At 70.0% G+C, this 12,394-nt stretch carries 13 protein-coding genes; 10 read left to right on the top strand and 3 right to left on the bottom strand.

Annotated elements, in window-relative coordinates; all coding sequences use genetic code 11:
- The first annotated feature begins 7 nt into the window (after positions 1 to 7).
- From ACEU5R_RS02990 to ACEU5R_RS02980, 3 genes are all read left to right on the top strand, one after another.
- The gene (locus ACEU5R_RS02990; protein ID WP_392409037.1) at positions 8 to 958 is read left to right on the top strand and encodes a 3-hydroxyacyl-CoA dehydrogenase; all 951 of its coding nucleotides are present in this window, start codon (positions 8 to 10) and stop codon (positions 956 to 958) included.
- Between the two features lie 80 nt (positions 959 to 1,038).
- Entirely contained in the window at positions 1,039 to 1,968 is a 930-nt protein-coding gene (locus ACEU5R_RS02985) for a 3-keto-5-aminohexanoate cleavage protein (protein ID WP_212313783.1), read from the top strand.
- A 16-nt stretch (positions 1,969 to 1,984) separates the two neighbouring features.
- Positions 1,985 to 2,860 carry an SMP-30/gluconolactonase/LRE family protein gene (locus tag ACEU5R_RS02980; RefSeq protein ID WP_103273707.1) on the top strand — a complete coding sequence of 292 codons (876 nt, stop codon included), beginning with the start codon at positions 1,985 to 1,987 and terminating at the stop codon, positions 2,858 to 2,860.
- Positions 2,861 to 2,909: 49 nt separating this feature from the next.
- On the opposite strand, the gene bioD is transcribed toward ACEU5R_RS02980, so the two are convergent.
- From bioD to ACEU5R_RS02965, 3 genes are read right to left on the bottom strand one after another with little or no spacing between them, the layout of a single operon-like run.
- Positions 2,910 to 4,352: a dethiobiotin synthase gene (gene bioD, locus ACEU5R_RS02975; protein ID WP_392409036.1), complete on the bottom strand. Its 1,443-nt coding sequence runs from the start codon at positions 4,350 to 4,352 to the stop codon at positions 2,910 to 2,912.
- Position 4,353: 1 nt separating this feature from the next.
- Positions 4,354 to 5,004, bottom strand: a complete 651-nt coding sequence (locus tag ACEU5R_RS02970) for an alpha/beta fold hydrolase (protein ID WP_392409034.1) — start codon at positions 5,002 to 5,004, stop codon at positions 4,354 to 4,356.
- 2 nt (positions 5,005 to 5,006) lie between these two features.
- Positions 5,007 to 6,197, bottom strand: coding sequence for an aminotransferase class I/II-fold pyridoxal phosphate-dependent enzyme (locus ACEU5R_RS02965; RefSeq protein ID WP_392409033.1), 1,191 nt, complete (start codon positions 6,195 to 6,197; stop codon positions 5,007 to 5,009).
- Between the two features lie 153 nt (positions 6,198 to 6,350).
- On the opposite strand from ACEU5R_RS02965, the gene ACEU5R_RS02960 reads away from it, so the two are divergent.
- The 7 genes from ACEU5R_RS02960 (at position 6,351) to ccoP (ending at position 12,381) form a co-directional block, all read left to right on the top strand.
- Positions 6,351 to 7,619 (top strand): adenosylmethionine--8-amino-7-oxononanoate transaminase, encoded by a 1,269-nt coding sequence (locus tag ACEU5R_RS02960; protein WP_392409032.1) that lies wholly within the window; start codon positions 6,351 to 6,353, stop codon positions 7,617 to 7,619.
- A gap of 122 nt (positions 7,620 to 7,741) precedes the next feature.
- A complete protein-coding gene (locus ACEU5R_RS02955; protein WP_103273712.1) occupies positions 7,742 to 8,710 on the top strand; it encodes a hypothetical protein in 969 nt (322 codons plus the stop codon).
- Positions 8,707 to 8,868: a cbb3-type cytochrome oxidase assembly protein CcoS gene (gene ccoS / locus ACEU5R_RS02950; RefSeq protein WP_103273713.1), complete on the top strand. Its 162-nt coding sequence runs from the start codon at positions 8,707 to 8,709 to the stop codon at positions 8,866 to 8,868. Before ACEU5R_RS02955 ends, ccoS begins: the two co-directional genes overlap by 4 nt.
- Before the next feature lie 172 nt (positions 8,869 to 9,040).
- Positions 9,041 to 10,525 (top strand): cytochrome-c oxidase, cbb3-type subunit I, encoded by a 1,485-nt coding sequence (ccoN, locus tag ACEU5R_RS02945; RefSeq protein WP_212313797.1) that lies wholly within the window; start codon positions 9,041 to 9,043, stop codon positions 10,523 to 10,525.
- A gap of 10 nt (positions 10,526 to 10,535) precedes the next feature.
- Complete coding sequence (gene ccoO, locus ACEU5R_RS02940; RefSeq protein WP_103273715.1) at positions 10,536 to 11,258, top strand: cytochrome-c oxidase, cbb3-type subunit II; 723 nt, start codon at positions 10,536 to 10,538, stop codon at positions 11,256 to 11,258.
- The gene (locus ACEU5R_RS02935; protein ID WP_103276407.1) at positions 11,258 to 11,434 is read left to right on the top strand and encodes a CcoQ/FixQ family Cbb3-type cytochrome c oxidase assembly chaperone; all 177 of its coding nucleotides are present in this window, start codon (positions 11,258 to 11,260) and stop codon (positions 11,432 to 11,434) included. The genes ccoO and ACEU5R_RS02935 overlap by 1 nt, the downstream gene beginning before the upstream one ends.
- Positions 11,431 to 12,381, top strand: a complete 951-nt coding sequence (gene ccoP, locus ACEU5R_RS02930; protein ID WP_103273716.1) for a cytochrome-c oxidase, cbb3-type subunit III — start codon at positions 11,431 to 11,433, stop codon at positions 12,379 to 12,381. The genes ACEU5R_RS02935 and ccoP overlap by 4 nt, the downstream gene beginning before the upstream one ends.
- The last annotated feature ends 13 nt before the right edge of the window (positions 12,382 to 12,394 follow it).

Raw genomic sequence — 12,394 nt, 5'->3', positions numbered from 1 at the left:
GAGCAGCATGGCGAATGTGGCAATCATCGGCGCGGGCCTGATCGGCCGGGCATGGGCCCTGGTGTATGCGCGCGGCGGGCACCGTGTCCGCCTGTGGGACAGCCAGCCCGCGCAGGTCGGGCAGGCGTTGGCCTTCGCGCGCGAGGTGGCGCCGGGCCTGGCGCAGGCGGGTCTGCTGCGCGGGCGCACGGTGGACCAGCTGCTGGCGGCGCTGGAGCCCGCCGGGCGCATGGAGGACGCGCTGCGGGACGCCGACTACGTGCAGGAAAGCACGCCCGAACGGTTGGACAGCAAGCGTCGCGTCTATGCCGAACTGGATCGCCTGGCGCCGGCCGGCGCGATCCTGGCCAGCTCGACCTCGGCGCTGCTGCCCTCGCATTTCACGGCCGACCTGCCTGGCCGCGCGCGTTGCCTGGTGGCGCATCCAATCAATCCGCCGTACCTGGTGCCGGCCGTGGAAATCGTGCCGGCGCCCTGGACCGACGCCGCCTACGTCGAGCGCGCGCGCAGCCTGCTGGCCGAGGCCGGCCAGCAGCCCATCGTGATGCGGCGCGAGATCGACGGCTTCGTCGTCAACCGGCTGCAGGGCGCGCTGCTGCACGAGGCGTTCCGGCTGGTGGCCGACGGCTATGCCGGCGTCGAGGACGTGGACACCTGCATCCGCGACGGTTTGGCGCTGCGCTGGGCCTTCATGGGCCCGTTCGAGACCATCGACCTGAACGCCCCGGCCGGCGTGCGCGACTACGCCGAACGCTACGAAGGCATGTACGCCGGGATGTTCGAGTCCATGACCCGGCGCGTGCCCTGGAGCGGCGACACACTGAACCGCGTCGAGGCGCAGCGCCGCGAGCATTTGCCCGCCGACGGGCTGGCCCAGCGCCAGATCTGGCGCGACCTGCGCCTGATGGAACTGGCCGCGCACAAGGAGCGGCTGCGCCAGGGGCGGGAGCTGCCTTGAACCCCATTCCCCTTTCCGATTGTTGATTCCCCATCGCGCCGGCCGCCGGCCCGCGCATCTTCCAAGCTTGGAGCAGAAGCATGTCCCAGGAAAAAGTCATCATCACCTGCGCCATCACCGGCGCGATCCACACGCCGTCGATGTCGCCGCACCTGCCGATTCAGCCGGAGCACATCGCGCGCGAGGCCATCGCCGCCGCCGAGGCGGGCGCCGCCATCCTGCACCTGCACGCGCGCAACCCCGAGAACGGCAAGCCGGACCAGACGCCGGAGGCCTTCGCGCGCTTCCTGCCGCAAGTCAAGCAGGGCACCAACGCGGTCATCAACATCACCTCCGGCGGCAGCCCCTACATGCGGGTCGAGGAACGCGTCCGGCCCGCCGCGCAGTTCAAGCCCGAGGTCGCCTCGCTGAACATGGGCTCGATCAACTTTGGCCTCTACCACCTGCTGAACAAGTACACCGAGTTCCAGTTCGAGTGGGAACGCGAGCACCTGGAGGCCACGCGCGACCTGATCTTCCGCAACAGCTTCAAGGACATCGAGTACATCCTGTCCACCTGCTACGACAACGGCACGCGCTTTGAATTCGAGTGCTACGACATCGCCCACCTGTACAACCTGGCCCACTTCGCCGACCGGGGCCTGGTCAAGGCGCCGTTCTTCGTGCAGTCGGTGTTCGGCCTGCTGGGCGGCATCGGCACGCACCCCGAGGACGTGATCCACATGCGCCGCACCGCCGACCGCCTGTTCGGCAAGGACTACCGCTGGTCGGTGCTGGGCGCCGGCGCCAGCCAGTTCCGCATCGCGGCGCAGTCCGCTGCCATGGGCGGCAATGTGCGGGTGGGTCTGGAGGACAGCCTGTGGGCCGGCAAGGGCAGGCTGGCGCAGTCGAACGCCGAACAGGTGCGCTCGGTGCGGCAGATCATCGAGGGCCTGGGCCTGCAGATCGCCACGCCCGAGGATGCCCGCCGCATCCTGCAGCTCAAGGGCGGCGACCAGGTGGCGTTCTGAATCAAAGGAGACAGGCATGCGCATCGAGATTCTGGCCGACGTCAAGACCACGCTGGGCGAAGGGCCCTTGTGGGACGTGGACGAGCAGCGGCTGTACTGGATCGACAGTTTCGACGGCCGGGTATTCCGCTGCACCGCCGACGGCCGCGAGCTGCGCGCCTGGGACGTGCCGCAGAAGATCGGCTCAATGGCGTTGCGCAAGCAGGGCGGGGCGGTGGTGTCGCTGGCGCGCGGCTTTCACTTCCTGGATTTTCGTAGCGGCGAGGTCGAGCTGATCGTCGATCCCGAGCCCGACAAGCCCGCCAACCGGCTGAACGACGGCAAGGTCGACCGGCAGGGGCGTTTCTACGCCGGCAGCATGGACACGCAGGAAGCCGGGCCCAATGGCGCGCTCTACCGGCTGGATCCGGACCTCTCGCTGCATCGGCTGGACACCGGCATCGTGGTGTCGAACGGCCCTTGCTGGAGCCCGGACGGCAGGACCTTCTATTTCGCCGATACCTGGTCGGGCGAGATCTGGGCCTATGACTGCGATCCAGCCAGCGGCGCGATCTCGAACCGCCGCACCTTCACGCGCGTGGACATGAGCGGCGGCGGCGCGGCCGACGGCTCCACGGTGGACGCCGAGGGCTATCTGTGGAACGCCCAGGTCTACGACGGCAAGCTGGTGCGCTATGCGCCCGACGGCAGCGTGGACCGCGTCATCGAGATGCCGGTCAAGAAAGTCACCAGCGTGATGTTCGGCGGCCCGGAGCTGGACGTGCTGTACGTCACGTCCATGGCCAAGCCGCCGCTGCCGCGCTTTCCGCAGGACGGCGTGGCGCGCGGCAGCCTGTTCGCGTTGCACGGGCTGGGCGTGCGCGGCTTGCCCGAGCCGCGCTTCGGCGGTTGAAGCGGCCGGGCGGTTTGGGCCCCCGGCCCGCCTTGGCGCGGCGGCGGGTTCAGCCGCCGGAGCCACCCTCGGGGCTGCCTTCCAGCGCCGCCAGGCAGTCGGCCAGCGGCGCGATGCCGCGCGCCAGCTCGGCCACGGCAGCCGCGTCCACCCGCGCCAGCGGCGGGATCTCGGCCAGCACGCGGACTTCGCCAAAACGTTCGATGGCTTCCCTGTTGCCGGGCGACAGCGGGCCGCTCATGACCACGCCCAGCACCGGGATGCCTCGGCGGCGCAGCGCCTCCAGGCTGAGCAGCGTGTGGTTGATGGTGCCCAGGCCGCTGCGCGCGGCCAGCACCACGGGCATGCCCAGCCGCGCGATCAGGTCGATCATCATGTGCCGGTCATCGATCGGCACGTACAGGCCGCCGGCGCCTTCCACGATCAGCGGCGCGTCGGTGTCCGGCGGCACGATGGTGGTGGCGTCCAGCTCGGCGTCTTCCAGCGGCGCGGCCGCCCAGGGCGACAGCGGCGCCTGCAATACGTAGGCCGGCAGGTGCAGGCGCTCGGGCGGCAGCTGCGCCAGCCCGGCCACCGTGTCGGTGTCGCCGGGTTCTTCGGCCACGCCGGTCTGCACCGGCTTCCAGTAATCGGCATTCCAGGCGCGCGCCAGGATGGCCGAGACCAGGGTCTTGCCGATGCCGGTGTCAGTGCCGGTCACGAAGACGCCGGCGCGGCGGGAGTCGGTTTTCTTCCACATGCCATAGGCCAGGTGATAGGTCACGCTGGCTCCTTGTTCGTTGAATGTCGCCAGCACGCGGCGCAGCGCCGCCGCGCCCAGCGGCTGGTGGCCGGGCGCGGCGGCGGTGGCGCCGATGCCTTTCAGGTCTTGCAGGAAATGCAGGCCGTCACGATGCTGTTGTACCAGCCGTTCGGCGCGCACGGCACCGGCCAGATTGCCCATGGCCGGACGGATGGCGCCGGGCGCGGGATAGGCCGGGGTGCCGGCGTCCAGGCCGGCGCGGGCGTGGGCGGCACGCCATTCGGCGAAGGTGTCCTCGGCCAGCGTGGCGATGGCCAGATGGCCGCCCGGCGCCAGCAGCGCGGCCAGCCGGCCCAGCCCCGCGTTCAGGTCGCCGAACCACTGCACCGCCAGGCTGGAGCAGATGAGGTCGTAGCCGCCGGGCAGTGCGTCGGGATGTTCCCCGTCCAGCGCCGCGTAGCGCACGCTGCCTTGCGGCGCGGGACCGAGCCGCGCGATCTCCAGCATGGCCGGGGATATGTCGGTGAGCGTCCAGTCGGCCGGTCCCAGGCGGCGCGCCAGCTCGCGCGTCAGCAGTCCGGTGCCGCAGCCGATCTCCAGGATGCGCGGGCGCGGCGGCAGGTCCAGCCGGGCGATGTCCTCGGCCAGGCGCCGCGCGGCGGCGCGCTGGGCCGGGGCATGCGCTTCGTAGCGGGCGGCGGCGCGGCCGAAGCGCGCGCCGATGGCGGCGTTGCGTGCGCGGCCGTTCATGTCAGGCTCCGATGCCGGCCAGGCCGAGCGCGAAGTCGCGGATGTGTCCGGCGCACCACTGCGGGTCCGATCGCGGCAGCAAATGGCCGCCGCGCGCATGCCAGCGCAGCGCGACGCCGGGCAGCGCCGCGCCGGTCATGGCCGGCGGCACGACCGGATCCTCGGCGCCGGCCAGCGCCAGCGCCGGCATGGGCAGCGCCGCCAGTCCGGCGCGCCGGTCCTCGTCGCGCAGCGCCAGCAGGCCGCGTTCCAGCGCGGCCATGTCGGGCGCGCCGGATGGCGTGTCGTCGCCGCAGCGCGCGCGGAAATCGCGTACCACCGCCTGGGGCTGGGCGGCCAGCTGCCGCAGCATGCGGTCGAGCAGGCGCGGCGCCACGCCTTCGGGAAAGTCCGGGCCGGCGCCGAAGCGCGCGAAGCCGTTGATGCAGACCAGGCCGGCGCAGCCGGGCGGCGGCTGGCGCAACAGGCGAAGTACGCCCAGTGAATGGCCGATGGCGATCACCGGGCCGGAGACTTCCGGCAGGCGGGGGACGCCGAAATAGCCGGCGTCGTCGGCCACCTGGGGCCAGTCGGACAGGGCCGCGCGCAGCGGCGCCCAGAACGACGCGTCATAGGCCCAGCCGTGCGCGAACCAGAGCGTGGCTTGCGACATGGTCAGGCCAGCTCGGCCGTCAGGCCGTCGATCAGGCGGGCGAGATCGTCCTCGCCATGGGCGGCGCTGAGCGCGATCCGCAGCCGGCTGGTGCCAGCGGGCACCGTGGGCGGGCGGATGGCCACGGCCAGCAGGCCGCGCCGCTCCAGCCCGGCGGCCAGGGCCAGCGCGCGGGCTTCGTCGCCGACGATGGCGGGCACGATCTGGGTCGAGGATCCGCCCGTGTCCACGCCCAGCCCCGCCAGCGCGGCGCGCAGCGTTTGCGCGCTGTCGGCCAGCCGCGAGCGTTCAGCGTCCAGTCGCGGCAGCAGGTCCAGCGCCGCGTCCATCGCGCCCAGCACGGCCGGCGGCAGCGCGGTGGTGTAGATGAAGCCCGAGCAGGCGTTGACCAGGTAGTCGCACATGACGCGCGAGCCGGCCACATAGGCGCCGAAGCCGCCCAGCGCCTTGCTGAAGGTGCCCATGATCAGGTCCACCCGGCCCGGCGCCAGGCTGGACAGGCCGGCGCCCTGGGCGCCCAGCACGCCGGTGGCGTGCGCCTCGTCCAGGTAGAGGAAGGCGTGGTGGCGTTCGGCGATCTCGCCCAGCCGGGCCACGTCGGTCCGGTCGCCGTCCATGCTGAACACGCTTTCGGTGACGATGAAGCGCACCGCCGGCTTGCCGCCGGGGCCGGGCTCGGCGCGGGCCGCCAGCAGGCTTTCCAGGTGTTCCAGGTCGTTGTGGCGGTAGCGGATCTGCTTCACGCCGGCGGCCTGGCAGCCGTGGTGCAGGCTGGCGTGGTTGAGCTTGTCGGCATAGAGCTGGACCTCGCCCTGGCCGGCGGCGGCGCGCAGCAGCGCGGGCAGCACGGCGGCGTTGGCCTGCCAGCCCGAGGCCAGCAGCAGGGCGGCCTCGGCGCCCTTGAGCCGGGCCAGCTTGGCCTCGACCTGTTCATGCAGGTCCAGGTTGCCGCAGACCAGTCGCGAGGCCTGGGCGCCGGCGCCGCGCAGCGCGGTCCATTCGCGCGCCCGCTCGACCAGCAGCGGGTGGCGCGCCAGTCCCAGGTAGTCGTTGCTGGAGAAGTTCAGCATGGGCGCGCCGTTCAGGACGATGCGGCCGGCGGGGGCGGCGGCGGCGGTGCGCAGGCGGCGGCGCACGCGGCGCGTCTCGGCGAGCGCGAGCTCGGAGGAGAAAAGGGAATCCAGCTTCGACATCGGCAAATCCGGGGGCGGCCGGGCGCGGCGGGGCGGCCAGGCCGTAGAATGCGGGCCATTGTAGTGGAGGCGCCGCCGTCCGCCCGGCGCCCCGGCAGACGGCCCACCGGGAGTTCCCTGGCCCGGGCCTCCGGTTTTGCAGGAGCTCTATATATGCACACGCCCGACTGGGTGGCCCAGGGCCAGCCCCACATCTGGCTGCCCTATGCCCAGATGAAGACCGCCACGCCGCCGCTGCCCGTGGTGCGCAGCCACGGCAGCCGGCTGGAGCTGGCCGACGGGCGCAGCCTGATAGACGGGGTGGCGTCCTGGTGGACCGCCTGCCACGGTTACAACCATCCCCACATCGCCCAGGCCGTGCGCGCCCAGCTCGACGTCATGCCGCACGTGATGTTCGGCGGCCTGACCCACGAGCCGGCGCTGACGCTGGCGCGGCGGCTGGCGGCGCTGCTGGGGCCGGGTCTGGACCGGGTCTTCTACACGGATTCCGGCTCGGTGGCGGTGGAAGTGGCCATGAAGATGGCGCTGCAATACTGGCTCAACCAGGGCGAGCGCGGGCGTGGCCGCTTCCTGGCGTTCAAGGGCGGCTACCACGGCGACACCTTCGGCACCATGGCGGTCTGCGATCCGGAAGAGGGCATGCACAGCCTGTTCCGGGGCATGCTGACCGAGCACGACATCGTCGCCCTGCCGCGCGACGAGGCCGGCGAGGTCGAGCTGGACGCCTTCCTGGAGCGCCGGGGCCCGCAGCTGGCCGGGATCCTGGTCGAGCCGCTGGTGCAGGGCGCCGGCGGCATGCTGATGCACGATCCCGAGGTGCTGCGCCGCCTGCGCCGGCTGGCCGACCGCCACGGCCTGCTGCTGATCTACGACGAGATATTCACCGGCTTCGGCCGCACCGGCACGATGTTCGCCTATGAACAGGCCGGCGCGCGTCCCGACATCATCACCCTGTCCAAGGCGTTGACCGGCGGCACGCTGCCGCTGGCCGCCACGGTCGCCAGCAACCGGGTATTCGACGCCTTCTGGTCCGATGACCCGTCGCACGCGCTGATGCATGGTCCCACCTTCATGGGCAACGCGCTGGCCTGCGCCGCCGCGAATGCCTCGCTGGACCTGTTCGAGCGCGAGCCGAGGCTGGATCAGGCGCGGGCGATCTGCGCCGCGCTGGAGCAAGGGCTGGCGCCGTGCCGCGAGCTGCCCTGGGTGCGCGACGTGCGCGTGCTGGGCGCGATCGGCGCGGTGGAGCTGGACGGCATCGCCGACCGCGAAGCGCTCAAGCGGCGGCTGGTCGAAGCCGGCGTCTGGGTGCGGCCGTTCGGCAACGTGGTCTACCTGACCCCGGCGCTGACCATCGCGGCGGACGAGCTGGCCGTCCTGACAGGCGCCGTGTCGGACGTGCTGCGCCGTCAGCGGCCCTGAACCGACGACGCCCGGACCGCCGGCTCGCCAGCCGCCGGTCCCGGACCGGCCGGCGGCAAATCCGGTCCGGCCGCTTGATCCATGTCAAGACGCCGGACCGGGCGGCTGGCTAAGATCGGCGCATGCGAGCCAAATCGATCTTCGCCGTCCCCGCCGGCCTGTCCGACGTCGACCGCCAGCAGCGCCGGCACGCGCTGGTGCGCCTGTCGCTGGCCTGGCTGGCCATGATGCAGGTGATGATGTTTGCCTGGCCCGGCTACCTGCGCCACGACGGCATCCCCACGGATGCCCTGGAGACGCTGGACTGGGCCATCGTGCTGATGAACTGGGCCAGTTTCGCGCTGACCGTGCCCGTGGTGCTGTACTCGGCATGGCCGATCTGGCGCCACGCCGGCGACAACCTGCGCCATGGCCGCGCCGGCATGGACGTGCCGGTGGCGCTGGGCATCGTGGCCGCCTTCATTCCCTCGGTGCACGCGACCTATACCGGACACGGCGAGGTGTATTTCGATTCCGTGACCATGTTCGTGGCCTTCCTGCTGACCGCCCGCTACCTGGAACTGTGCGCGCGCCAATCCTACGGCGGCTCGGCCGGCGGCCTGCGCCATTCCCGCGTCGAAGCGCGCCGCCTGAGCCTGGGCGCCAGCGCCGACCGGCTGGCCTCGCGCTTCGTGATGATCCAGGTGCTCCTGGCGCTGGCCGCCGCCGCGGCCTGGGCCTATATCGATCCGGCCCACAGCATTCCGGTGATGGTGGCGCTGCTGGTCATGAGCTGTCCCTGCGCGATGTCGATGGCCGTGCCCACGGCCATGGCCTCGGCGCACGCCGCGCTGGCGGCGCATCCGTCCATGCCCGACGCGGCCTTGCAGGCGCTGCTGGACGAGGCGGGCCGCAAGGCGCGCCAGAACTTGCATGGCTCGCTTGTATGGCATCTGCTGATGACGCCGCTGGCGCTGGTCGGCTGGGTCACGCCCTGGCTGGCGGCCATCACCATGCTGCTGTCCTCGCTGGCGGTGGCCTGGAACTCCTGGCGGCTGTCGCGCCGCGACTGGTCCGGCGCATTGGCCGCCGGCGCGCCGGAATCCGCATGACCATCCTCTACCTGCTGCTGCCCCTGTCGCTGCTGTTCGTGCTGGCGATCGGCGTGTCGCTGTGGTGGGCCGTGTTCAACGGCCAGTACGACGACACCGACAGCGCCGGCACGGCCATCCTGCGCGACGACGACAGCGGGCCGGGCAGCCGGGGCTAGGCCGCCGCCGCCGATATGTCTGATCCGGTCGGAAGCCGCTGCTTCTGACCCGTTGCCCGCGCGCCGCGTTCCCCATTTCTCGAATAGGGACTTGATCCACATCAACGCGGGTTTACCCCGGCCCCCCCATCATTGAAGCCTGGAACTGTTTGTTTCTTTTAGGGGAAGGGTGATGAACGATTGCGCCGCAATCGCAAGCAAGGCCGACACCTTCAACTACAAGATCGTGAGGCAATTCGCGCTCATGACGGTAGTGTGGGCAATCGTCGGCATGGCTGTGGGCGTACTGCTCGCCGCGCAGCTGATTTGGCCTCAGTTGAACTTCGACACCGCCTGGCTGACCTATGGCCGGCTGCGTCCGCTGCACACCAACGCGGTGATCTTCGCGTTCGGCGGCAGCGCGCTGTTCACCACGTCGTACTACGTGGTCCAGCGCACCTGTCAGACCCGCCTGTTCTGCGGCCCGCTGGCCGCGTTCACCTTCTGGGGATGGCAGATCGTCATCGTCGCCGCCGCGATCACCCTGCCGCTGGGCTACACCAGCAGCAAGGAATACGCGGAACTCGAATGGCCCATCGACATCCTGATCACGCTGGTCTGGGTGGCCTACGCCATCGTGTTCTTCGGCACCATCATCAAGCGCCGCTCCAAGCACATCTACGTGGCCAACTGGTTCTTCGGCTCGTACATCCTGACCATCGCCATCCTGCACATCTTCAACAACCTTGAAGTGCCGGTGTCGATGTGGAAGTCGTACTCCGCCTACGCCGGGGTGCAGGACGCCATGGTGCAGTGGTGGTACGGCCATAACGCCGTGGGCTTCTTCCTGACCACCAGCTTCCTGGGCATGATGTACTACTTCGTGCCCAAGCAGGCCGGCCGTCCGATCTACTCGTACCGCCTGTCCATCGTCCACTTCTGGGCGCTGGCCTTCACGTACATGTGGGCGGGCCCGCACCATCTGCTGTACACCTCGCTGCCGGACTGGACCCAGTCGCTGGGCATGACCTTCTCGCTGATCCTGCTGGCGCCTTCGTGGGGCGGCATGATCAACGGCATCATGACGCTGCAGGGCGCCTGGTACAAGCTGCGCACCGATCCGATCCTGAAGTTCATGGTCACGGCGCTGTCGTTCTACGGCATGTCGACCTTCGAAGGCTCGATGATGTCGATCCGCACGGTCAACGCGTTGTCGCACTACACGGACTGGACCATCGGCCACGTGCACTCCGGCGCGCTGGGCTGGGTCGCCATGATCTCGTTCGGCTCGCTGTACTACCTGATCCCGCGCCTCTATGGCCGCGAGAAGATGCACAGCGTCAAGGCCATCGAACTGCACTTCTGGATCGCGACCATCGGCGTGGTGCTGTACATCGCCGCCATGTGGATCGCCGGCGTGCAGCAGGGCCTGATGTGGCGCGACACCGCCGCCGACGGCACCCTGGTCTACAGCTTCGTCGAGGAACTGAAGACGCGCGTTCCGTACTACCTGATTCGTCTGCTGGGCGGCACCCTGTTCCTGTCGGGCGTGTTCGTGATGGCGTGGAACGTCTGGATGACGGTGCGCGGCGCGACCGCGGTCAACCCCGCCATTCCCCAGGACGATCCGCAAGCCGCGCGCACGCCGGTCACCGCCGCCGCTCCGGCTACCGTTTGACGAGGACATCATGGCCAACAAGCAACACGGCTTCTTTTCCCACCAGACGCTCGAGAAGAACATCGGCTGGATGATCATCGCCAGCATCCTGGTGGTGTCCTTCGCCGGCCTGGTGCAGATCATCCCGCTGTTCTTCCAGCACAGCACCACGCAGGCGGCCGAGGGCGTCGAGCCCTACAGCCCCCTGCGCCTGATGGGCCGCGACATCTACATCCGCGAGGGCTGCGTCGGCTGCCATTCCCAGCAGGTGCGCCTGCTGGCGGCCGAAGTGCAGCGCTACGGTTCGTACTCGCTGGCCTCGGAATCGGTGTTCGACCATCCGTTCCTGTGGGGTTCCAAGCGCACGGGTCCCGACCTGGCGCGCCTGGGCGAGCGCTATTCCGACGAGTGGCACCGCATCCACCTGCGCAACCCGCGCATGGTGGTGCCGGAGTCCAACATGCCGGCCTATCCGTGGCTGGAGAAGACCTCGATCACCGGCCAGAACGTGCAGGACCGCATGCGCGCCCTGCGCCTGGTGGGCGTGCCGTACAGCGACGAGGAAATCGCCGCCGCGCCCAAGGCCATCGAGGGCAAGACGGAAGAGGACGCGCTGGTGGCCTACCTGCAAGGGCTGGGCGTGGGCGTGCGCAAGGCGCAGCAGGCCAAGAAGGCCGCCGCCGCCGAGGAAGCCGCCAAGAAGGCCGTCGACGCCGCCAGGCAGCCGGCCGCCCAGCCGGCCTCGGGAGGCTGATCATGGCCTACATCAGCGCAATCGTCACCGCCATCTCGATGGCAACCTTTTTCGGCATCGTCTGGTGGGCCTGCTCGCGCGGCCGCCAGAGCGCCAACAGCGAATCGGCGATGCTGCCGTTCGCGCTGCCCGATGAATTCGGGCCGGCACAACAAGATGGAGCGAATCGGTCATGAGCGATTTCGTCAATGGCTTCTGGGGGTATTTCATCTCCGTCGTCGCCGTGGGCGGCGTGGTCTGGTGCGTGTGGCTGCTGTACACGCAGCGTCGTTGGCTCAGCACCAAGCCGGCCAACGGCCAGGTCGAGGACACCGGCCATGTCTGGGACGGCGACCTGACCGAGCTGAACAACCCGGTCCCCAGCTGGTGGACCTGGATGTACCTGCTGGCTTGCGTGTTCGCGCTGGGCTACCTGTTCTTCATGCCGGGCCTGGGCGAATACAAGGGCTCGCTGGGCTACAGCAGCGCCGAGGAAGTGGCGCGCAACCAGGCCAAGCTGGCCGAGGCGGTGCGCCCCATCTATGCGCGTTTCGAGACCATGACCGTGCCGCAGATCGCCGCCGACCCCGGCGCGCGTGAGATCGGCCAGCGCCTGTTCCTGAACACCTGCGCGCAATGCCACGGCTCGGACGCCAAGGGCGGCCCCAGCTTCCCCAACCTGGCCGATGGCGACTGGCTGCACGGCGGCTCTCCCGAAGCCATCATGCAGACCATCACCAAGGGCCGCATCGGCGTGATGCCCCCGTGGAAGGGCGTGATCGATCCCAAGACGGCCGGCGATATCGCGCAATACGTGCGCTCGCTGTCGGGCCTGACCGCCGATCCGGTGCGCGTGTTCCGCGGCAAGCGCGAGTTCGCCAACTACTGCGTGGCCTGTCACGGTGTCGACGGCAAGGGCAATCAGTCGCTGGGCGCGCCGAACCTGACGGACGAAGTCTGGCTCTATGGCAGCTCGGAAGCGACCATCGTGCAGACCATCCTGGAAGGACGCCAGAACCGCATGCCCGCGCATGAGGACGTGCTGACGCCCGACCAGATCAAGATCCTGACGGCCTGGGTGTGGGGCCTGTCCAACAAGCCGGACGCCAAGCCGCAGGCGGCCGAGAAGACGGCGGCCCGCTGATCGCGGACCTGTA

Source organism: Achromobacter sp. 413638 (assembly GCF_043119405.1).
Classification (GTDB): domain Bacteria; phylum Pseudomonadota; class Gammaproteobacteria; order Burkholderiales; family Burkholderiaceae_B; genus Achromobacter.
This window is presented reverse-complemented; position numbering and strand designations above follow the sequence as displayed.